Below are 19,905 nucleotides of genomic sequence, written 5' to 3' on the forward strand. Positions count from 1 at the left end.
CTGAAGGAAAAAGCGGGATCAGTTCAGGATATCGGAACGCCAGAGCCCAGGCATTTCCGCCCCGAGTGCGGCGAGCGGCGCCCGCGCCTTCGTCGCGACCTCGGCGACCTCGGCGGCGGGGACGGATCCCCAGGTGATGCCGCCCCCGGCTCCGACGACGGCACGCTCCTCGTCGATCACGAGGCTGCGGATGACCATGGCGAGATCCAGGACCCCATCCCCGCCGATATAGCCGAAGCATCCGGCGTAGACGCCGCGCGGCCCGCCCTCCAGCTCGTGCAGTCGCGTCATGGCGGACAGCTTCGGCGCCCCGGTCATGCTGCCGGCGGGGAACGCCGCCTCGAACAGCGCCCCGACCGTGGTCCCTGCGGCCGCGGTGCCGCTCACGGTGCTCACGAGCTGGTGCACCGCCGGGTAGCTCTCCACGACCCAGAGGCCGTCGACACGGATGCTCCCGGGATCGCACACCCGGGAGAGGTCGTTGCGCATCAGGTCGACGATCATCACGTTCTCCGCGCGCTCCTTGCGGTCGATCCGCAGTTCCGCGGCGAGCGCGGCGTCGACGACAGGGTCTGTGGAGCGGGGCCTGGTCCCCTTGATGGGACGTGTACGGATGACTCCGCCCGAGGCGTGCAGGAACTGCTCCGGACTGGCGCTGAGCAGCGTGCGCCCGCTGATGCGCAGGAATCCTCCGTGGTGCGCGGGCGTGGCCGTCCGGAGGCGCTGGTACACGGCGACCGCATCGTGGGGGCCGTCGACCGTGAAGCGCGTGGTGAGGCACAGCTGGTAGGCGATACCGGCGCGGATGAGGTCTCGGCAGCGTTCGATCAGCGCGGCGTACTCGGCAGGGTCGTGTCGGGCCGTGGCGATGCGCGGCACGGCGGGGGCGGTGTGGTCGGCTGCGGCGAGCGCTCCGACCACTCCGATCTCGCGCGCCCAGGACTCCTCTTCTTCCGGACCGCTGAGCGTCCACACCGCGCCCGACGCATGGTCGAACGCCACCATGCGTGTCACGTGCATCCAGGAGAACTGTCCCCTGCGTGTTTCCCGGCTCACGGGTGCACCCGCCGCGGCGGCTCCGCTCTCGTAATCGCGCCAGCCCACCCAGCCGCCCAGGAACGGCGGCAGTCCGGGAGCGGGAGCCGCGGCGTCGAGGCGCACGTCCTCGGGGAGATCCGCCGGCTCCCCCGTGCCGATGAAGCTCCACCCCTCGGTGGCGGCGGCACCGGCATCGAGCCAGAACACCTCGGATGCCCGGCTCTCGAGCATCCGGAACACCGCGGAGGGCTGCACCGGCGCACGCAGCAGGTGGGGGGTCAGGCGGTCAGGCACCTTGCCAGCCTAGAACCGGACCGCTCCCGTATTCTCTTGGGGGTGAACGACCTCCTGCTCTGGCTTCTCGACACCGTGCAGTCGATCGGTCCGGTTCCCCGCACTCTCCTGGCCGGCGTCGCGGTCATGCTCGAGACCAGCATCCTGATCGGTCTCATCGTCCCCGGAGACACGATCGTGATCATCGCGTCCATGGGCGTCGCGACTCCGCTCGAGGGCATCGCGATGGGCATCGCCGTCGTGATCGGCGCCCTGATCGGCGAGAGCATCGGCTTCTGGCTCGGACGGTGGCTGGGCCCCCGCATCCGCGTCTCCTGGCTCGGGCGGCGCATCGGCGAGGACAACTGGGTCCGTGCGGAGAACTACCTCGCCCGCCGCGGAGGCATCGCGATCTTCCTCTCCCGCTTCCTGCCCGTGCTGCACTCGCTCGTCCCCCTCACCGTCGGCATGAGCGAGTACCCGTACCGCCGATTCCTGGCCTGGACCGCACCGGCCTGCGCCATCTGGGCCACGGCGTACGTGAGCGTCACCTCGCTCGCCGCCGGGAGCTTCCGTGAGCTGGTGGACCGGGTGCACTACGCGGGATACATCTTCGTCGGCGTGATCGCCCTCTTCCTGCTGCTCGCGTTCCTGGGCAAGAAGCTGCTGCAGCGGCTGGAGGCCCGTCACCTGGAGGCCCCGGAGGCAGAGCGCGACGCCGACGTGAAAGACTGAGGCAATGGCTTCCGCACCCCCGGCGCCCCGGATCCACTGGTTCGCCCGACTCGAACACCGCCTGCACGTCTGGCGTGAAGGTCGTGCGCGCCGTCGTGGACGGGTCGCGACGATCCTCCCGTTCCCCGGATACGGCGGACCGGGCTGGGTGCGGGTCGTCGGTCGAGTGCTGATCGTGCCGCCGCAGCGCCGCACGCGTGACGGTGAGCCCGCGAGCGTGCGCGGCTGGCGCAGCTTCGTGGGGATCCCCGTGGGGTTCGCCGCGGTGAGCGTGCATGTGGGCGACACCACGCATCAGGTGGTGGCCGACCGCGGCGGTGTGGTCGACGCGAAGATCAACGTCGACCTCGAACCCGGCTGGCAGACGTTCACCTTCTCGGTCGAAGGACAGGAGCCGGTGGAGGCACGGGTGTTCGTCGTCGCCGAGGGCACCACGTTCGGCGTGGTCTCCGATGTCGACGACACCGTGATGGTGACCGCGCTCCCGCGCCCCTTCGTGGCGTTCTGGAACTCGTTCGTGCTGGACGAGCACGCCCGTCTGCCCGTCCCCGGTATGGCCGTGCTGCTCGATCAGCTCCTGCGCCAGCACCCCGGCGCCCCCATGGTGTACCTCTCCACGGGCGCGTGGAACGTCGCGCCGACGCTCTGGAGGTTCCTCGGACGCCACCTGTTCCCCGCGGGGTCGATGCTCCTCACCGACTGGGGCCCTACGCATGAGCGCTGGTTCCGCAGCGGCCGCGAGCACAAGCTCACCAACCTCCGCCGACTCGCGACCGAGTTCCCGGATGTGAAGTGGCTGCTGATCGGCGACGACGGACAGCACGACGAGGCGATCTACAGCCAGTTCATGGACGAGTACCCCGATTCCGTGGCCGGCGTCGCCATCCGTCGTCTGCTTCCCGCGGAGGCCGTGCTCGCCGGTGGTCGCGCGGGACGCGAACCGCACTCCGACGATGTCGCCCCCTGGGTGAGCGCCGAGGACGGCGCAGGGTTGCGCGACCTGCTCGGCGAAGCCGGCATCCTGCACTGACATGGCGATCGCCCGCCCGGACTGGCTCCTCCGCGAAGAGGCGCATCAGGCGCGCGCCGATGCCCTGACCGCGGCCCACCGCGAGCGCGCGGCCCGCTCCGAGAAGCATCCGGTGTGGGACTTCCTGTTCACCTACTACTCGTACAAGCCCGCACAGCTGCGGCGCTGGCATCCCGGGGCGGGGGTCGAGCTCGCCGATGCCGCCGACCGCCTCGGCTGGCGCTGGTACTCCCCCGGAGCCACGGCAGGCAGTGCGGTTCCCGATGCCGACGCCTTCGCCCACGAGAAGCCCGAACTGGCCGATCTCATCGAGCGGATGCTGCGGCGCACGGCTTCGCGACCGGGGCAGTTCGGCTGCTTCGGGCTGCACGAGTGGGCCATGGTGTATCGCGCCGACGAACACCGTCATCCGGTGCCGTTGCGGTTGGGGCAGGCAGGCACGGACGCCGTCGTCGAGAATCACGACCTGCGCTGCACGCACTTCGACGCGTTCCGGTTCTTCACCCCGGAGGCCGTCCCCCGCAATCGCACGTCCTTGAGCCGGGACGACCAGCCCCTGTTCGAGCAGCCGGGTTGCCTGCACGCCGGTATGGACCTCTACAAGTGGGCCACGAAGCTCGGGCCGCTCATCCCCGGCGAGCTGCTGCTCGACACCTTCGAGCTCGCGCGCGACATCCGCCTCCTCGACATGGAGGCCGCACCCTACGATCTCTCCGCCTGGGATATCGCCCCCGTGCCCGTCGAGACCCCCGAGGGGAAGGCGGAGTACGTGCGGCGACAGCGGGCGTTCGCGGATCGCGGCACCGCACTGCGCACCGCCCTACTGGACGCCTGGCTCGACACGCGCGCCCGCGACGCGGCCTGACGCTCAGCCCGCCGGTTCGCAGTCGGAGCAGACCGCCCACTGCGCGGTCGCCGCCGAGGCCTGCAGCCGCAGCGTCATGACACGCGTCGCCGCCTCCTCGAGCCGTTCCGGCGGAAGCGCGCCCGAGTCCACGGCCGCCGCGATCCCCGCCGCCATGCGCCCCGCTGTCTGCGCGTCGGACCCGGCGATCATGAGCACCAGATCGTTCCCGGCAGCGACGGCCGCCACACCGTTCGCCACCGGATCGGCATATGCCGGATCGCCGGACGACAGCAGCATCCCGAGGTCGTCCGTGACCGCGACTCCCTCGAAGCCGAGCTCCTCCCTGGCGATCCGATGCCAGGTCGGCGAGAGCGAGGCCGGAAGCGGATCGATCGCCGGATATGAGAGATGCCCGTACATCAGCAGCGATGCTCCCGCGTCGATCCCCGCCTCGAACGGCACCGCCTCAGTTGCCCTCCACTCGCCCATCCCCATCGACGAGCTCGGGATCGCGTGATGCGAGTCCCCGGAAGGCGCACCGTGCCCGGGAAAGTGCTTGAGCGTGGATGCCACGAACTGCTCCTGCGCCGTGGTCGCCGCCGCCACCCGGTCGGCCGCGCTCGACGGATCGGTGCCGAGCGCACGACCGTAGATGAACGAGCCGGGGTCGCCGGTGACGTCGGCGACCGTGCCGAAGTTCACGGTGATCCCCGCTCGGGCGACGAGCGAGCCGCGCGCGCTGAACGCGGCAGCCGTACCCGCGACGGGAAGCTGTTTCAGGGAGGTGGACGCCGCGAAGTCGTCGCCGACCAGGCGCGAGACCAGACCTCCCTCCTGATCCACTGCGATCAACGGCGGGAGGGCGGGGTCGATCGTGAGAGCCGCGGTGAGAGCCTGCAGCTCGGCTTCGGTCGCCGGAATGTTGGCGCCCATCAGGATGAAGCCGCCCAGTCCCGTGGACATGTAGGCGTGGAGCGCCGCCGGATCGGTGCCGGGGATGTGCCCCATCACGATCGTGGATGCCCGCTCGGCCACCGACATCTGCTGCACCATCGCCGCCGCCCGATCGGCGAGAGTGCTCTCCGCGACCGCGGTCGCAGCATCGTCCCGCACCGAGCTCGCCCCTGTCGCCGCCGTCGCCGCCGGGCCGACCGCCAGCCCGCACACGAGGGCGACCAGTGCGCCCGCCGCCCAGGCGCGGTTCTGCATCATCTCGGCCCCCGCGCCGTGTCCGGGATCAGCAGGCGAGCGCCTGAGCGATCGGGACGGCGGCGGCCTCGTCGCCGTTGCCGAACCGGATGGTGCGCCCGATCGTGCAGGGCTCCTGCAGAGACGCGGCGATCACGGCCGCGACATCCGCCCGCGAGACGGCGCCTCGTCCCTCCGGGTCGAGCTGGATGCGTCCGGTGGGCTCGTCGAACGTGAGGGTTCCGGGCGCGAGGATCGTGCCCTCCAGGCCGGTGCCCCGCAGGTGCTCGTCGGCGGCCCACTTGGCGTCGGCATACGGGAAGAACGAATCGCCCTGCGGCACGCCGTGGTCGGCGGTCGATCCGAGCCACGACACCATCACGTAGCGGCGCACTCCTGCTCGCTCGGCCGCGTTCATGGAGCGCTGCGCGGCATCACGGTCGACGGCGTACGTGCGCTCCGGCGACCCGCCTCCGGCGCCGGCCGACCACACGACCGCGTCATGCCCGCGGATGATCTCGGCGAGCGCCTCGACATCCAGCTGCTCGACGTCGGCGACGAGGGCACGGGCCCCGGCCTCCTCCACCTCGGCGGAATGGTCGGGGTTGCGGATCACGCCGGTCACCTCGTCGCCACGGGCGGTGAGCAGTGGCGCGAGGAGCAGGGCGATGCGGCCGTGGCCGCCGAAGACGAGGATGCGCGACATACCCTCACCCTACGCGCCGGATCGGACGTCAGCGCGGGGTCTGCTCGCTGTCGATCACGAACGCCTGCGGGTGACCGGGCAGGTAGCGCACCTCCACCGGTTCGCCGCTCGGGAAGTAGACGTCGCGGTCCGGGTACACGGCCGAGGTGAAGAAGTTGCTCTCCAGCGTGTACTCCACCCCCTCCGTCGTCGTGAACGTCACCCAATCGCCGTCCATGGTCCCGGTCGCCGTCGTGCCGTTGTCGTAGATGTACGCGCGGGTGACCGGGACGCCGACGAGGCTGAGGATTCCGATCACGAGTGACGCCAGCATCACGAACGCGAGGATGCGGAACACGACGCGCACGATGGTCCCGACCACCTGGCCTCGCGGGCGGCTGCTTCCCTGCGGCAGTCCCTCGCGCTCACGGATGCTGCGCAGCGCACCGCCGGGCGTCGCCCCGCGCACCGACATCGCGAACAGCCCGAGGATCGAGAAGCCGGCGATGAACACCATGGCGTAGCCGTGCGCCGCCGGGAAATTGACCAGCCAGATCACCGTGTCCATCGGGTTCATCGTCCCGCCTCCTGCTCGATGGTCACCGCGACCGTGTGCGGATCCTCCCGCCGGTAGAACGCCCAGATCGGCGCCCCCACCTGCAGGTGCGGGATCGCCTGCGGGTACACGAACACCGTCGTGTCGGCCTCCCAGGTCGGCGCGCCCTCCGGGGCCATCAGCACCCGGAGCGCCAGTTCGCTCTGCCCTGCGAGGCGGCGTCCGGTCGGCCGGACCGTGAGAACCGATGCGGGCACCTGGATGCCGGAGGTACGGGCACGCACCTGACTCGGGTCGATCAGCCCGCGCTCGATGCGCCACTGCAGCATCGCCTCGCGGACCGCCGGATCCGTGAGGTCGGCCAGCTCGACCGTGTCCTTGTCCGTCAGGCTGTAGCGCACCGGGACCGGGAGTCCGACCTGCACTGTCGCCAGATCCACCCCGTCCACGAGCATCCGGAGCTGCCCGATGAAGTCCTCTGCCCCGCTCGGACTCACCCGGATGAAGATGTCGTACTGCGGCACGTCGTTGACGGTCAGCCCGGTGCGCGACACCTCCACGATCGTGCCGACCGCGATCCGGGCATCCCCGCGCACGGTCTTGCGGCGCCCGAGGCCGGACAGCATCCCGCCGAACGTCAGCAACAGTCCCCAGGCGACACCGATGATGATCGGGCCGCCGAGCGTGTCCTCACCGGCGAACGGGAGGATCGAATGCCGCTGGTCGACCCCGAACAGCCCTTCGCCGACCCAGATGAGCAGCCACGCCGACAGGAGCAGCCAGACGACGGCGAAGATCACGCGGAGCATGCCCTCAGCGTAGCGAGCCGCTGCGACGTCCCGGTGCCGTCCGTTGGGCCCGGGTGTCGCCGCCTGCGGAACCCGGTCCCCTACAATCGGGACAACGATGCCGACCCGAGACGGCATCCCTCCGGATGGCAGGACGATGACGCCCACCCCTTCGACCGAACGCGAGCTAACCGCGCCCGTGTCCCTCACCCGCGCCGACGGCGGACTGAACCCGGCCGCTTTGGGATGGTCGCGCACGCCCCTGCACGACACCGGAGGTATTCCCGGACGCGGATCGTGGGGACGCAACAAGCGCTGGGAGTACTGGAATGTGATGACGCCCGCTCACATCGTGGCCCTCACCGTCTCGTGCGTCGACTACATGTCACTGCACGAGATCTGGGTGCTCGATCGGGCGACCGGCGAATCCGTGGGCACGACCGTGATCTCCCCCGGAAGCCGCAGCGCACGACTGCCGGCGTCCCTCGGAGATGGCCCGGCACGGGCGCGCACGAAGCGCATCACGATCGACATCGACGAGACGTTCGACGGCACCCGGCTGCGCGGCAGCACGGCGCGTGCGTCCTTCGACATCCTGGCGGCTCGCCCGGCAGGGCACGACTCGCTCGGTGTCGTGGTGCCCTGGCGACGCGGAGACGAGATCACGCGATTCCAGTACACGGTGAAGGATGTCGCCCGCCCCGCCACCGGCACGGTGACGCTCGACGGGTCGTCGTTCGACGTGCCTGCCGGGAGCTGGGCGGTGCTGGATCACGGCCGCGGGCGCTGGCCGTACCGCGTGCACTGGAACTGGGCGGCAGGCTCCGGGATCGTGGACGGCCGCGTGGTCGGCCTGCAGCTCGGAGCGAAGTGGACGGATGGGTCCGGAACGACCGAGAACGCCGTGGTCGTCGACGGACATCTGTCGAAGCTCGGTGAGGAACTGGTCTGGGAGTACGACCCCGAACGCTTCATGCAGCCCTGGCGCATCCACGGTGCCACCGCGGAGCTGACGTTCACCCCGTTCTACGACAAGCGCTCGCGCACGAACGCCCTCGTCATCGCGAGTCGCACGGACCAGCTCTTCGGCGTCTGGACGGGCTGGGTACTCGACGACACCGGATCACGGGTGCGGGTCGACGGCATCGAGGGATTCGCCGAAGAGGTGCTCAACCGCTGGTGACGGTGGCATCGATCGACTGCAGCGCACGCTGCACTCCCTTGGCGGCGGATCGTCCTGCACGATTCGCGCCGATCGTGCTGGCCGAGGGTCCGTAGCCGACCAGCTGCACACGCGGATCGGCGACCGCGGTGGTTCCGCGTCCGTTGCGGTCCAGCTGGATCCCGCCCGCCGCGCTGCGCAGATGCAGGGGTGCGAGGTGACTGATCGCCGGACGGAATCCGGTCGCCCAGAGGATCACATCGACGGGCTCGAATGCGCCGTCGGGCCAGCGCACGCCGTCGGGTTCGATGCGCGTGAACATCGGTCGGCGATCGGCGTAGGCCCCGAGTCGTTCCGCCTCCCGCTCCTGCGGGCGCAGCATCAGTCCGGTGACGCTCACGACGCTCTCGGGCGGGAGACCCTGAGCGACCCGCTGCTCGACGAGTGCGACCGCGGCCGCTCCGGCCTCCGGGTCGATGTCGTCGGTCCGCCAGACCGGTGGGCGGCGGGTGACCCACAGCGTCTGGGTGAGCGGAGCCAGCGCGCCGAGGAACTGCACGGCCGAGGCGCCGCCGCCGACCACGAGCACCCGCTTGCCGATGAAGTGCTCGGGCCCCGGGTAGTCCACGGTGTGCAGCTGCTCCCCGAGGAACGTCTCCATCCCCGGCACGTGCGGCAGGAAGGGATGCGTCCACGTTCCGGTCGCATTGACGAGCGTGCGGGTGACCCACTCCCCCTGGCGGGCGCGCACGACGAGAAGTCCGTCCTGATCCTCGACACGGTCGACGTGGACCGGGCGCAGGATCGGCAGCGCATGCTTCTGCTCGTAAGCGGAAAAGGTCGCGGGCACCGCCACGTTCGCGCGGGCACCGTCGCGCGGCGGCGGGGTGTCACCCGGGAGCTCGGCGACGCCGTGCACGTCCCGCATCGTCAACGCGTCCCACCGGTGCTGCCAGGCGCCACCCGGATGCTCATCCGCGTCGAGGACGACGTGCGAGATCCCCAGGCGGGACAGGTGGAACGAGGCCGACAGACCGGCCTGGCCTGCGCCGATCACGAGACTGTCGAGGATGCTCACACTGGTCAGAACGTCGCGCTCCCCCGCGTTGTTCCACGGGGTGAGACGCGCCCGGGATCCCCGCCCCGATTGGTGTTCGCGCGGATTCGTGTAGTACTCTTTTCAAGTTGCTCCGGCTCGTCCGGAGGAGTGAATGGGCCTGTGGCGCAGCTGGTAGCGCACCTGCATGGCATGCAGGGGGTCAGGGGTTCGAGTCCCCTCAGGTCCACCACACGAAGGGCCGGAGTTCTACGGAGCTCCGGCCCTTTCCCGTCCCACGCGAAGGTGTGCCGCTCGCCCGTAGACTCGAGGCATGGCAGCGGTGACGCGCCCCGGACGGGGCAGGGCGAGCGTCTTCCGCGGCGTGCTCCTCGCCGTGCTGCTCGTCACGGCGGTCATCGTCGGCCTCCTCGCGATGCACACCCTCAACCTGCACGGGACTGCCGCCGCCGACGCTCCCGCCGCGATGTCGATGTCGGCCTCCGCGCACGAGTCCGACCACGTCGGCACGGCCATGTCCGCCCACGGCGGTGCCGCAGGCGAAGACAGCACGTCGTGCGCCGGCTGCGGCACCGACGACCATGCAGGCATGGCGATGATGTGCGTGCTGGCGCTCCTGCTCGTCCTGCTCCTCGTGGTTCCGCCGAGCGCGTTGCGCGGCTGGACGAGAGCCGCACTCCTGACGCCACTCGCCGAGACCTTCACCGCACGGCTCCCCCGCGCGCCCTCCCTGCACGTTCTCTGCATCAGTCGCACCTGAGCGGCCGGTGGCCCGAGCGCTCCCGCGCACCGGGTCACGTCCCCCTCACTCTCGCGCACCGCCGCTCCGGCGTGCGCGCACACGACGATGCGTATTGGAGAACACCCATGAAGATTCGCGCTGCGGCCACGGCCGCACTCGCCCTGTCCGCCGTCCTCGCCCTGTCCGGCTGCACCGCCAGCACGGGCGAGGATTCCATGCCCGGCATGGACCACGGCTCCTCCGCGGAGACGTCGCCCGACGTCAACGATGCCGACGTGATGTTCGCGACCATGATGATCGCGCACCACGAGCAGGCGATCGAGATGAGCGACATCATCCTCGCCGCCGACGGCGTCGCCCCGGAGGTGACGACCCTCGCGCAGCAGATCAAGGCTGCGCAGGGCCCGGAGATCGACCAGCTTGAGGGGTGGCTCGATGACTGGAGCGTCGCTGCCGCTGACCGCGACACCGACGGCATGGGCCATGGCGACGGCATGATGAGCGACGACGACCTCGCCGCCCTCCGTGCCGCCGAAGGCACAGAGGCATCGCGACTGTTCCTCGAGCAGATGATCCTGCATCACGAGGGCGCTGTCGAGATGGCGCGGGCCCAGGTCGACGGCGGGAGCGACCCCGCGGCGGTCGAACTGGCGCAGACCATCATCGACGCGCAGACCGACGAGATCCAGACGATGAAGGATCTCCTCGCCGCCCTCTGACCCCGCCGGGGCCGATGCCGCACGCCGCGGCATCGGCCCCACCCGCTCGAAGGAACACACCGTGAACACACGCAACTCGCCCGCTCCTCGCCAATTCCGCTGGCTGCCTGTCGCCCTCGCGGCCCTGCTCGCCACCGGGCTCACCCTCGCCGGCTGCGCCGCGCCGGCCACCGCCCCCGAATCGACCGACACCGACCGCTCCCCCGGTGTCGAAGAAGCCCTCGCTGCGCACGACCTGGCCGGACTCGACGTCCGCGAGGTCATCGAACGGCTCGACGCCATGCCGGTCGCCGACCGCCCCACCGACCTGGTGGCCTCCGTGCAGCCCGAAGCGCTCGTGCTCCGCGCGGCCGACGATCGAGAGGTCCGGCTGCCGATGCCCGACGACGAGGTGTACGTCTCGGTCGCGCCGTTCCGCGAGCAGACGCACGAGTGCCACTTCCACAGCCTCACGACCTGCATCGGTGAGCTCACCGACACCGAGGTGCACCTCACCCTCACCACCGATGACAGCGCGGTGCTGATCGACGAGATGCGGCGCACCTACGACAACGGCTTCGTCGGGTTCTGGGTTCCCCGCGGCATCACGGCGACCCTCACGATCACGCACGACGGTCGCAGCGGAAGCGTGCCGGTGTCGACGCGCAACGCCGACGATCGCACCTGCATCACCGACCTGCAACTGCTCTAGGACGGATGCCGGAACCACAGAAGCGCACCGCCTCGATCACCGAGGGGTGCGCTTCTGCGGTTCGGGGCGCCGTTGCCCCACGGGACCGACTACGTCGCCAGCAGGGGCGGCCGGTGCGGGATGGAGATCGGACGCGTGGCACGGCTCTCGCTGAGCATCCTCTCGACGTCTTCGAGCACCTCGAACACCGTGCCGTAGCGGCTCGCCAGCGGAAGATCACGCAGCCACGTCACCTCCACCTCGGTCTCGGCGAGCTCGTACACGCAGGCGACCACATGACGCGGATCGTTGGGTGCGTAGCGAAGGTCATTGATCAGCCACTCCGATGCCGTGATGCGTTTCAGCAGGAAGCGGGGATCCGGAAGTTCAGACATCTGGGGCCCTCCAGGACTCTCTCGAAAAGAGCCTGCGCCACCGCTGCCCACCAGGGAAGCCCCTTGACAGCGCGCGCTGACGGTGCCGCGCTTGTCGCGCTACACCCCGGTGTCCACGGCCCCTGCCGAAGCGACCTGCGCCCGCCACCACGGGGTCTCGATGAAACCGCGCTTCATGAAGACGAGCTCCATCGCCGCGTTCCACCCCCGCACGCCCTTGAGGTGGGCGATGGTCCCGGTGAGGAAGTCGTGCAGCGTCTCGGTGCTCGGCAGGATGATCTCGCAGTACAGCGAGTTCTCCTCCAGCGCCGCGGCGAGGAAGCGCACCGACACATGATGCGCGAGGGTCTGCGCGACCGAGGCGATCCGTGACGGTTCGACGCGCAGGATGAGCAGCGTCTCGGCACTCATCCCGAGCGCCGAGGCCGGTACCATCGTCACGGTCGTGAGGCAGCCGGCATTGCGCATCCGCTCGTACCGACGGCGCACGCTGCTCTCGTTCATGTCGAGCTTGTCGCCGATCGACTGGAACGAGGCGCGCCCGTTCTCGCTGAGTTCCTCGACGATCGCCCGGTCGGCATCGTCGAAGTGCGTGGGGTCGCACGTGTTCGGCGCAGGCATGTACGACTGCGGATCGCTCGTCGCCTCGGCGTGCGCGTCGTAGAGCTGCCGCCCCCAGTCGAAGCTCACCTTGTAGGTGTGCACGACCAGGTCGCTGCGCCAGCGCTCGACACCGGGGATCGCCTGCAAGTCAGTCAGGACGTGCGCGTACGTGGCGGAGTCGCCGGGGATGACGACTTCGGCGAACACGTCGAACTTGCCGGTCACGAGCGTCACGAAGCGCACGTACGGCGAGCCGATCAAGGCCTGCGCGACCCCGAGCTGCGACCCGGGCGTGCAGTTGATCCGCACGAAGAACGTCTCCACGTGCCCTTCGCTGCCCAGCGTCGGGACGATCCCGACCCGCACCAGCCCTTCGGCAAGCAGCTGCTGCCCTCGGCGGGTGACGGTCGACACCGAGGCACCCGCGAACTCGGCGATCGACGTCCAGCTCGCCCGTCCATCCTGTTGCAGCGCGACGACGATCCGTCGATCGAGATCGCTCACTTCTCTCGTCAGGTGGATGCTGCTCATCGGGTCGGCGGGTACACCCGGTGCAGGAACGTGCGCACGGCTTTCGTCCACGCCTCTGCCTCCTCGATCTGCGGGGAGTGCCCCGATTTCTCGAACACCACCATCTCGGAGTCCGGGATGAGATCGGCGATCGTCTGGCTACACGATACTGGCGTGATCCAGTCGGTCCGTCCCACGGTGATGAGTGTCGGCACACCGATCTCCGGCAGCTTCGGCTTGAGGTCGTAGTTCTTGAGGTTCACGGAGAAGGCGTAGTTGTGCGCGCGGTAGCGGTACGGCGTCGCCTGTACCTTGCGCTCGGTCGCCTCCGGGTCGTACACGAAGTCGTACAGCGGCAGGATCTCCCGCCAGCAGTCCTTGAGGTCCTCGTCGTCGTAGACCTCGCCGACATCGATGCGGTCGAACTTCTCCATGTCGATCTTCACGCGGTCGGAGGCGAGCGCGTTCTCGCGTGCGAGGTGGGCGTTGGAGTTGTCCGGCGAGGTGTCGCGCAGCACGATCGCGGCGACCCGCTCCGGGTACCGCAGGGCGTACTCCATGGCCATGAACCCGCCGTACGAGCCACCCGCCATCACGATCTTGTCCGCGCCGATCCACTCCCGCAGGCCGTCGATGTCGGCGGCCCACTGCTCGTGGCTGTACGTGCCTTCGCCCTCGCTCTGACCGCTGCCGCGCGCGTCGAACACGACCACACGGTACTCGTCCGCCAGTCGACCGAAGCTCGCACGGGGCTCGGCGCGGGATCCGAGCCCCGGCGCGCCGTGATGGGTGATGATGACCGGCGCGCCCTCCGGCCCCAGCACCTCCACGGCCAGATGGTTTCCGTTGATCTCGACCCATTCGTGGGAACCGGTGGCTGCGGCGAACTCCGGGGATACCGGCGGGGTGGTGGTCATGTTCTCTTCTCTCGATTCCGGGGCGTCAGAGCGCGATGATGCAGTCGTCGAGACTGCGGGGGTAGGTGGTCAGTGCTTCGGCGCCATCGGCGGTCACCAGCATGCTGTCGCTGATGCGGTATCCGGCGTGTCCCGGCACGTAGATGCCGGGCTCGTTCGAGACGACCATGCCCGCTTCGAGCACGGTCGCATCGCCGTCCTCCAGCCAGGGCGCCTCGTGCATCCCGAGCCCGATGCCGTGTCCCTGACGGTGGCGGATGTACTCGCCGAGGCCGGCGTCGCGGATCACGTCGAGGCAGAGGCGGTTCGCGTCGCGGCACTCGAGCCCGGCGCGGATCGTGTCGCGTCCGAGCCGCTGCGCGTCCCGGATCGTGTCGTGGTACCGGCGCTGATCGGCGGTGGGCTCTCCCAGCACGAAGGTGCGCTCCCCCTCGATGAAGCGCCCGCCGACCGCGCAGCCGAGCGAGAGCATGAAGGTGTCGCCCGCCCGGAGCCGATTGACCGACGGCAGTCCGTGCGGGAATGCGGAGTTCGCGCCGGAGTACACCAGCCCGCCGGCCAGCAGCGACGCCACGACCACGTTGCGGTGCTCCGCGTACATGATGCCGGTGCCGGCCGCGGTGACGTGCCGCTCCAGCTCCGCCTCGGTCGGAAGGTCTCCCCCGGCCGCGACGGCGTCGGTCACCAGCTGCACCCCGGCGTCGAGCATCCGATCCGTGACGCGGGCCGCCTCCCGGTGCAGCGTCACCTCCTCGGGGAACTTGACGTAGCGGGTGCGGATGAGCAGATCCGAGCCGACCAGCTCCGCCTCCGGCATCGCGTCGCGGGCGGCCGCGAGCCGGGAGAACGGCATGGTCGAGGCGAACCCGACGCGTCCGCGCGGGCGCACCGCGTCGGCGAGCACCGCGAACGGGGACACGATCCCGGGGAACTCGAAGAACGCGACGAGTTCGGCCCGCGACGACTGCGACTCGGCGTACTCGCGCTCGAGTTCCGGGAGCAGCATCACGACGCGGCCGCTCGCCTCGATCCACACGGCGACCGGGCGCTCGGACGGGTGGTGGAAGAAGCCGGTGAGGTAGGCGATGTCCTCCGGGTGGTCGGTCAGGAAGGCATCGAAGCCCTCCTCGGCCATCCGCCCGCGCACGCGGTCCTGCACCCGGTCGAAGAACTCGGGCTCCAGGCGCTGATCGAAGTCGCTCATGTCTGTCTCCTAGCGGGCGAGGTGCCGTGGGTTGCGGGCGTCGTTGTAGGCGATCGAGAGGAGCGTCGCGGAGAGCACCAGGATGAGGATCGCGATGGACGGGAACAGGGTCAGCCACCACGCGCTCACCATCGCCCCGGCCTGCTGCGCCTCGTAGAGGATGCGCCCCCACGACCACGTCGTCGGGTCTCCGAGTCCGAGGAACGCCAGTCCCGCAGCGGAGAGCACGGCCCGGGAGGCGGTCACCACCACTGACACGACGACCACCGGAGTCACGGCCGGGAGCACGTGGCGGGTGATGATCCAGACGGGCGAGGTGGTCATCAGGCGGGAGGCGTCGACGTACGGCAGACCGACCACGGTGAGCGCCTGCGAGCGCACCAGGCGCGTCACCTCGGGCCAGGAGAAGGCCGCCACGACGAAGATGATGGTCGACGTGCTCGGTCCGACGAGCGCGGCGATGAGGATCATGAGCGGCAGCACCGGCAGCGACAGCGTCATGTCGACGATCACGCTGATGATGCTGTCGAGCTTGCGGAAGTACGCGCCGAGCACCGCGATGATCGTGCCGAACACGATCGCGATCACGGAGGCCGCGACCGCGACCAGCACGCTCTGCTGCGTTCCCCAGATCACCTCGGAGAACACGTCGCGCCCGAGCGCGTCCGTCCCGAACCAGTGATCGGCGCTCGGCGGACGCAGCACATCGGGCCCGTAGCTGGCCGGATAGGGCGCGATCAGGGGTGCCGCGAGAGCGATGATCACGAGCAGCACGAGCAGACCGAGCGAGATCATGCCGAGCGGGTCGCGGCGGAACGCGCGCCAGGTGTGCGCGCTCGCCCGCTCGCTCCCGGAGGCGGTCGGCTCGCTCGGGGCGAGGGTCTCGGAGGAGGGCATCGGAGCGGTCATGAGGTCTTCACTCTCGGGTCCAGGTAGCCGTAGATGATGTCGGTGATCGTATTCGCGACCACCACGGTGATGGCGAGCATGAGGAAGGCGCCCTGCAGCACGGGGAAGTCGAGCTGCGTGACCGCCTCGTAGATGCCGCGGCCGATGCCGGGGTAGGCGAACACCGTCTCGGTGAGCACGGCACCGCCGACCAGGAAGCCGAGCTGGAGCCCGATCAGGGTCGTGGTGGGCAGCAGTGCGTTGCGCAGCGCATGCTTCCAGAGGATGCGGTGCCCGCGCAGTCCGTTCGCCTTCGCGAGGAGGATGTAGTCCTCGCCGAGGGTCTCGATGAGCGTGGAGCGCATGGTGAGCACATAGGAGCCGACCTGGATGAGCATGAGCGACACGGCGGGGAGCACGAGGTGCTGCGCGACGCTGAGGTACCAGTCGAACCCGTAGGTGTTGTTCGTGTAGGCGCCGCCGATCGGGAACCAGCCGAGGTTCAAGCCGAACACGAACAGCAGGAAGATCGCGACGCTGGGGACGAACAGGGACTGCCCCGTGACCCCGACCACCTGCACGGCACGGTCGATGAACCTGCCCTTGTGTGAGGCCGCCGCGACGCCCAGCGGAACTCCGATGAGGATCGTGAGCACCAGGGCGGTGATCGTCAGCAGCAGCGTCCACGGCAGCCGCTGCAGCAGCACATCGGTCACGGGGATGGACTGCGTGAACGAGATGCCGAGGTTCCCCTGCAGCAGCTGCCACATGTAGAGGCCGTACTGCACGATCAGGGGCTGATCCAGCCCGTACTGCTCGAGGATGGTCGCCCGGATGTCCTCCGTCATGTTCGGGCTCGCCAGCGCCAGGGCCGGGTCGCCCGGGAGCAGGCGCAGCAGCAGGAACGTCACGGTCACGGCGAACCAGATCGTGAGCAGACCTCGACCTGCGCGACGGAGAATGAACGATGCTCGGGACACCCGGGCGACCTTCCTCGAGAGTGCGGTGGTTGTTACTCGGCCGGGTGCGCGCTCGCGAGCGAGAGCGGGTTCACGATCGAGAGCAGCTCGCTCGGCTTCGCGATGAAGCCGGCCCATTCGTCGCTGGCGGCGAAGAACAGGTTCTGCGTGTACATGATGTTGTCGTAGACGTTCTCGTGGACGATCTTGTTCGCCTTGCGCATGATCGAGATCTTCTCGTCCTGGTCGAACGTGATCATGCCCTCCTCGATCAGCGCGTTCAGGTCGGCGTCGTCGACGTGGGTGTAGTTGATCGCTCCGCCCGGCAGGTACGACAGGGCGAAGTTGGTCACCGGGTCGTCCATGATGGCGAAGTTGCCCGCGTAGATGTCGTAGTCGCCCTCGTTGGTCATCGAGAGGTACGTGTTCCGCTCGGTGCCCTGGAGCTCGATCGTGATGCCGGCTTCGGCCGCACTGTCCTTGACCATCTGCGCCCACTGGCTCGTCACGCTGTCCTGCAGCGAGTAGATCAGTCGGAATGAGACGGGGAAGGTGCCGTCGGCGTCCGCCGTGTACCCGGCCTTCTCCATGAGCTCGCGCGACTTCTTCGGGTCGAAGTCGTACTCCTTCACGGACTTGTCGTAGTACTTGGCGAGCACGGGCATCAGCGCGCTGGAACCGGTCGAGACGGCCTGTCCCTGCAGCACCACGGTGCGGATCGCGTCGTAGTCGACCGCGTGGGCGAGCGCCTGGCGGACCTCGGTCTTGGCGAGGTCGGGCTTGTCCATGTTGTAGACGAGGTGCGCGTAGCCGAGACCGGGAGCTTCGATGACCTGGAGGCCGTCGGTGCTGCTCAGCTGCTCGACCTGTGCCGGCGGCAGCGCGTTCGCGATCACGTCGATCTCGCCGCTCTGCAGCGCGAGGATTTCGGTGTTCACGTCCGGGTACACGCGGTACACGACCTCGGCGGGTCCGGGGACGCCGCCGTCGACGAGCGGGTAGTCCTCCACGCGCTCCAGCGTGTAGTGCTGGCCGACCTGGAAGTCGCTCATGATGAACGGCCCCATGCCGACCCAGCCGCCATCGCTGCCGTCGTTCGCGAACTCCGCGATGGATCCGTGCGGCTCGAAGACGTGCTTCGGGACGACGACGCCCCAGAAGCCGATCTCGTCGATGATCGAGGAGTCCGGCTGCGTGAGCGTCAGCTCGACCCGGGTGTCCGAGACGGCCGTGGCCGTGTCGAGGTTGCCGAGCTGACCGTAGAACGTGCCGGGTGCCTGGTCGCGCTTGACCGCGTTCAGGGTCCAGGCGACGTCTTCGGCGGTGAGGGGTTCGCCGTCGCTCCAGGTGAGATCGTCGCGGATCTCGTAGAAACCGGTGGTCTCGTCGACGTAGCCCCAGTCGGTGGCCACGTGGGCCTCCTTGGAGCCGTCGTCGCTGATGCTCAGCAGATGCGGATACATCAGGTTGGTGATCCACGAGTCCGTGCGGCTGTTGCCGAGCACCGGGTTGAAGTTCACGACGTCCGTCGTCGTGCCGATGCTGAGCGTCTCGTTGCTCGGACCGCTGGACGCGGAGGGCTTCGCCTCCGGTGCGGACGGGGCGCACGCGGCGAGACCGACGGCGAGAGCCGCGGCCGCACCGAGGGCGAGGTACTTGCTGTACTTCATCAGACCCAAACCTCCTCGAGTACGCGCATGGTGTTCCCACCGACGACGGCGCGAATCTCGTCGTCGGAGTAGTCGTGCTTCACAAGCCAGCCGATGATGTTGTAGAAGGCCTCGGCCGGGTTCTCGATGCCGTCCACGTAGGGCTGCTTCTCGTAGTCGACGTTGGCGTGCGCCTGGCCGAGCGAGAGGTTCGACGAGAACGCGTCGTGCAGGCCGACGTGGTCGCCGAACAGCGTGTCCGGGCCGAAGCTCACGTGCTCGAGGCCGACCAGGTCGACGCAGTACTGGAAGTGGTCCATGACCGACTCCAGCGAGTGCTTCGGGTGCTGGGGCGAGATCGTCGTGTGCGGTGCCGCCTCGATGCCGATGACACCGCCGCGCTTGGCGCACTCGATGATCGTCTCGTCCGTCTTCATGCGGTTGGTCGGCCACAGGCCGCGCGCTCCCGCGTGCGTGATGAAGACCGGCTTGGTGGAGTGCGCGATCACGTCGAGGCAGGTCTGGTCTCCCGAGTGGGAGATGTCGATCGCGATGCCGAGCTTGTTCATGCGCTCGACCGCGCGCTCTCCGAAGTAGGTCAGTCCGCCGTCGCCGCGCTCCTTGAGCCCGCCGCCGAGCATGTTGGCCTCGGAGTACGCGATGCCCATCTGACGCACGCCGAAGCCGTACAGGACGTCGAGGCGGTCGACCTCGTTCTCGATCATGGTCGAGGCCTCGAGCGCAAAGATGTGCGCGACCCGGCCGGTCTCCGCGGCGTAGCGGATGTCCTTGATCGACTCGGCCTTGATCACGAAGTCCTGGTGCGCGAGGTCGGCCATGCGCACGCCCAGGTCGAACAGCACGTCCTGGTACTTCCAGCCGGCGTCGCTCGAGATGCAGCAGGTGCCGTCCATGCCGTTGTCGAACACGGCGGTCAGACCCGAGCGAGCGAGGCCCTGGTACCCGGTGGGTTCGCGGCCCTGGCGGATGTGGTCGCGCAGCTCGCCCATGTCCTCGGGGAACACCTGCACGTGCTCGTGCAGCGAGATGACGGTCTCTTCGCGGAGCAGACGCTCGGTGCGTTCCTGCTGCGCGTCGCTGAGACCCAGATCATAGGCCGGCACGCGGCCGATCTGCTTGGCGTAACGGAACTCGCGGTAGTCCTTGCCTGCTTCCAGGTAGTCGTACGCGGTGTAGCCGGTGTACCGGCCAGCTTGTTCGAGCACGGATGCGCTCCTTCGGTTCGATGATGCGGGTGCCCCTCCCGATCGACGAGCGGGAGATTCCTCG

Annotated in this window: 21 protein-coding genes and 1 tRNA gene; 8 read left to right on the forward strand and 14 right to left on the reverse strand. The window is 69.1% G+C overall.

What is annotated here, in order from left to right:
• Window positions 1-18: 18 nt before the first annotated feature.
• Window positions 19-1,332, reverse strand: a complete 1,314-nt coding sequence (locus tag WFM69_RS12495; RefSeq protein WP_337005120.1) for an anthranilate synthase component I family protein — start codon at window positions 1,330-1,332, stop codon at window positions 19-21.
• 42 nt (window positions 1,333-1,374) lie between these two features.
• Here WFM69_RS12495 and WFM69_RS12500 point away from each other — a divergent pair, with 42 nt between their 5' ends.
• From WFM69_RS12500 to WFM69_RS12510, 3 genes are read left to right on the forward strand one after another with little or no spacing between them, the layout of a single operon-like run.
• Window positions 1,375-2,046 (forward strand): DedA family protein, encoded by a 672-nt coding sequence (locus tag WFM69_RS12500; protein ID WP_337005122.1) that lies wholly within the window; start codon window positions 1,375-1,377, stop codon window positions 2,044-2,046.
• Window positions 2,047-2,050: 4 nt separating this feature from the next.
• Complete coding sequence (locus WFM69_RS12505; protein ID WP_337005123.1) at window positions 2,051-3,076, forward strand: App1 family protein; 1,026 nt, start codon at window positions 2,051-2,053, stop codon at window positions 3,074-3,076.
• A gap of 1 nt (window position 3,077) precedes the next feature.
• Window positions 3,078-3,941, forward strand: coding sequence for a 3-methyladenine DNA glycosylase (locus WFM69_RS12510; protein ID WP_337005125.1), 864 nt, complete (start codon window positions 3,078-3,080; stop codon window positions 3,939-3,941).
• Window positions 3,942-3,944: 3 nt separating this feature from the next.
• Here the strand turns inward: WFM69_RS12510 and WFM69_RS12515 are convergent, their stop codons facing one another.
• Genes WFM69_RS12515 through WFM69_RS12530 form a run of 4 tightly spaced genes read right to left on the reverse strand, consistent with a single transcriptional unit; the run spans window position 3,945 to window position 7,161 of the window.
• Window positions 3,945-5,135: a glycoside hydrolase family 3 N-terminal domain-containing protein gene (locus WFM69_RS12515; protein WP_337005127.1), complete on the reverse strand. Its 1,191-nt coding sequence runs from the start codon at window positions 5,133-5,135 to the stop codon at window positions 3,945-3,947.
• A 25-nt stretch (window positions 5,136-5,160) separates the two neighbouring features.
• Complete coding sequence (locus WFM69_RS12520) at window positions 5,161-5,817, reverse strand: SDR family oxidoreductase (protein ID WP_337005129.1); 657 nt, start codon at window positions 5,815-5,817, stop codon at window positions 5,161-5,163.
• A gap of 28 nt (window positions 5,818-5,845) precedes the next feature.
• Window positions 5,846-6,373, reverse strand: coding sequence for a hypothetical protein (locus WFM69_RS12525; RefSeq protein ID WP_337005131.1), 528 nt, complete (start codon window positions 6,371-6,373; stop codon window positions 5,846-5,848).
• Window positions 6,370-7,161 carry a hypothetical protein gene (locus WFM69_RS12530; protein ID WP_337005133.1) on the reverse strand — a complete coding sequence of 264 codons (792 nt, stop codon included), beginning with the start codon at window positions 7,159-7,161 and terminating at the stop codon, window positions 6,370-6,372. Before WFM69_RS12530 ends, WFM69_RS12525 begins: the two co-directional genes overlap by 4 nt.
• A 97-nt stretch (window positions 7,162-7,258) precedes the next feature.
• Here WFM69_RS12530 and WFM69_RS12535 point away from each other — a divergent pair, with 97 nt between their 5' ends.
• Window positions 7,259-8,323, forward strand: a complete 1,065-nt coding sequence (locus WFM69_RS12535; RefSeq protein WP_337005135.1) for a DUF2804 domain-containing protein — start codon at window positions 7,259-7,261, stop codon at window positions 8,321-8,323.
• Here the strand turns inward: WFM69_RS12535 and WFM69_RS12540 are convergent.
• A complete protein-coding gene (locus WFM69_RS12540) occupies window positions 8,310-9,380 on the reverse strand; it encodes an NAD(P)-binding domain-containing protein (RefSeq protein ID WP_337005137.1) in 1,071 nt (356 codons plus the stop codon). The two genes, WFM69_RS12535 and WFM69_RS12540, sit on opposite strands and share 14 nt — an antisense overlap.
• 135 nt (window positions 9,381-9,515) lie before the next feature.
• On the opposite strand from WFM69_RS12540, the gene WFM69_RS12545 reads away from it, so the two are divergent.
• The 4 genes from WFM69_RS12545 (at window position 9,516) to WFM69_RS12560 (ending at window position 11,511) form a co-directional block, all read left to right on the forward strand.
• A tRNA-Ala gene (locus WFM69_RS12545) sits at window positions 9,516-9,591 on the forward strand.
• A gap of 81 nt (window positions 9,592-9,672) precedes the next feature.
• On the forward strand, window positions 9,673-10,119 hold the full coding sequence (locus WFM69_RS12550) for a DUF6153 family protein (protein ID WP_337005139.1): 447 nt from the start codon (window positions 9,673-9,675) through the stop codon (window positions 10,117-10,119).
• A gap of 107 nt (window positions 10,120-10,226) precedes the next feature.
• Window positions 10,227-10,820 carry a DUF305 domain-containing protein gene (locus WFM69_RS12555; RefSeq protein ID WP_337005141.1) on the forward strand — a complete coding sequence of 198 codons (594 nt, stop codon included), beginning with the start codon at window positions 10,227-10,229 and terminating at the stop codon, window positions 10,818-10,820.
• A gap of 61 nt (window positions 10,821-10,881) precedes the next feature.
• Window positions 10,882-11,511: a CueP family metal-binding protein gene (locus WFM69_RS12560; protein ID WP_337005143.1), complete on the forward strand. Its 630-nt coding sequence runs from the start codon at window positions 10,882-10,884 to the stop codon at window positions 11,509-11,511.
• 89 nt (window positions 11,512-11,600) lie between these two features.
• Here the strand turns inward: WFM69_RS12560 and WFM69_RS12565 are convergent, their stop codons facing one another.
• From WFM69_RS12565 to WFM69_RS12600, 8 genes are all read right to left on the reverse strand, one after another.
• A complete protein-coding gene (locus WFM69_RS12565; protein ID WP_337005146.1) occupies window positions 11,601-11,885 on the reverse strand; it encodes a hypothetical protein in 285 nt (94 codons plus the stop codon).
• A 99-nt stretch (window positions 11,886-11,984) separates the two neighbouring features.
• Window positions 11,985-12,992 carry an Lrp/AsnC family transcriptional regulator gene (locus WFM69_RS12570; protein ID WP_337005148.1) on the reverse strand — a complete coding sequence of 336 codons (1,008 nt, stop codon included), beginning with the start codon at window positions 12,990-12,992 and terminating at the stop codon, window positions 11,985-11,987.
• 23 nt (window positions 12,993-13,015) lie between these two features.
• Window positions 13,016-13,915, reverse strand: a complete 900-nt coding sequence (locus WFM69_RS12575) for an alpha/beta fold hydrolase (RefSeq protein WP_337005150.1) — start codon at window positions 13,913-13,915, stop codon at window positions 13,016-13,018.
• Between the two features lie 25 nt (window positions 13,916-13,940).
• Window positions 13,941-15,119, reverse strand: a complete 1,179-nt coding sequence (locus tag WFM69_RS12580; RefSeq protein ID WP_337005152.1) for a M24 family metallopeptidase — start codon at window positions 15,117-15,119, stop codon at window positions 13,941-13,943.
• A 9-nt stretch (window positions 15,120-15,128) separates the two neighbouring features.
• Entirely contained in the window at window positions 15,129-16,028 is a 900-nt protein-coding gene (locus tag WFM69_RS12585) for an ABC transporter permease (RefSeq protein ID WP_337005154.1), read from the reverse strand.
• Window positions 16,025-16,987 (reverse strand): ABC transporter permease, encoded by a 963-nt coding sequence (locus tag WFM69_RS12590; RefSeq protein ID WP_337005156.1) that lies wholly within the window; start codon window positions 16,985-16,987, stop codon window positions 16,025-16,027. Before WFM69_RS12590 ends, WFM69_RS12585 begins: the two co-directional genes overlap by 4 nt.
• Window positions 16,988-17,019: 32 nt before the next feature.
• Window positions 17,020-18,636: an ABC transporter substrate-binding protein gene (locus WFM69_RS12595; RefSeq protein WP_337005158.1), complete on the reverse strand. Its 1,617-nt coding sequence runs from the start codon at window positions 18,634-18,636 to the stop codon at window positions 17,020-17,022.
• Window positions 18,636-19,841, reverse strand: a complete 1,206-nt coding sequence (locus tag WFM69_RS12600) for a dipeptidase (RefSeq protein ID WP_337005159.1) — start codon at window positions 19,839-19,841, stop codon at window positions 18,636-18,638. The genes WFM69_RS12595 and WFM69_RS12600 overlap by 1 nt, the downstream gene beginning before the upstream one ends.
• Window positions 19,842-19,905: the final 64 nt, after the last annotated feature.

Source organism: Microbacterium sp. LB12 (genome assembly GCF_037150835.1).
GTDB lineage: Bacteria > Actinomycetota > Actinomycetes > Actinomycetales > Microbacteriaceae > Microbacterium.

What these genes read in the sequence shown, in the direction of transcription:
- WFM69_RS12520 (WP_337005129.1), bottom strand. Translation starts at nt 5,817, where the DNA reads ATGTCGCGCATCCTCGTCTTCGGCGGCCACGGCCGCATCGCCCTGCTC.
- WFM69_RS12525 (WP_337005131.1), bottom strand. Translation starts at nt 6,373, where the DNA reads ATGAACCCGATGGACACGGTGATCTGGCTGGTCAATTTCCCGGCGGCG.
- WFM69_RS12585 (WP_337005154.1), bottom strand. Translation starts at nt 16,028, where the DNA reads ATGACCGCTCCGATGCCCTCCTCCGAGACCCTCGCCCCGAGCGAGCCG.
- WFM69_RS12510 (WP_337005125.1), top strand. Translation starts at nt 3,078, where the DNA reads ATGGCGATCGCCCGCCCGGACTGGCTCCTCCGCGAAGAGGCGCATCAG.
- WFM69_RS12555 (WP_337005141.1), top strand. Translation starts at nt 10,227, where the DNA reads ATGAAGATTCGCGCTGCGGCCACGGCCGCACTCGCCCTGTCCGCCGTC.
- WFM69_RS12505 (WP_337005123.1), top strand. Translation starts at nt 2,051, where the DNA reads ATGGCTTCCGCACCCCCGGCGCCCCGGATCCACTGGTTCGCCCGACTC.
- WFM69_RS12595 (WP_337005158.1), bottom strand. Translation starts at nt 18,636, where the DNA reads ATGAAGTACAGCAAGTACCTCGCCCTCGGTGCGGCCGCGGCTCTCGCC.
- WFM69_RS12575 (WP_337005150.1), bottom strand. Translation starts at nt 13,915, where the DNA reads ATGACCACCACCCCGCCGGTATCCCCGGAGTTCGCCGCAGCCACCGGT.
- WFM69_RS12530 (WP_337005133.1), bottom strand. Translation starts at nt 7,161, where the DNA reads ATGCTCCGCGTGATCTTCGCCGTCGTCTGGCTGCTCCTGTCGGCGTGG.
- WFM69_RS12550 (WP_337005139.1), top strand. Translation starts at nt 9,673, where the DNA reads ATGGCAGCGGTGACGCGCCCCGGACGGGGCAGGGCGAGCGTCTTCCGC.
- WFM69_RS12515 (WP_337005127.1), bottom strand. Translation starts at nt 5,135, where the DNA reads ATGATGCAGAACCGCGCCTGGGCGGCGGGCGCACTGGTCGCCCTCGTG.
- WFM69_RS12535 (WP_337005135.1), top strand. Translation starts at nt 7,259, where the DNA reads ATGCCGACCCGAGACGGCATCCCTCCGGATGGCAGGACGATGACGCCC.
- WFM69_RS12580 (WP_337005152.1), bottom strand. Translation starts at nt 15,119, where the DNA reads ATGAGCGACTTCGATCAGCGCCTGGAGCCCGAGTTCTTCGACCGGGTG.
- WFM69_RS12565 (WP_337005146.1), bottom strand. Translation starts at nt 11,885, where the DNA reads ATGTCTGAACTTCCGGATCCCCGCTTCCTGCTGAAACGCATCACGGCA.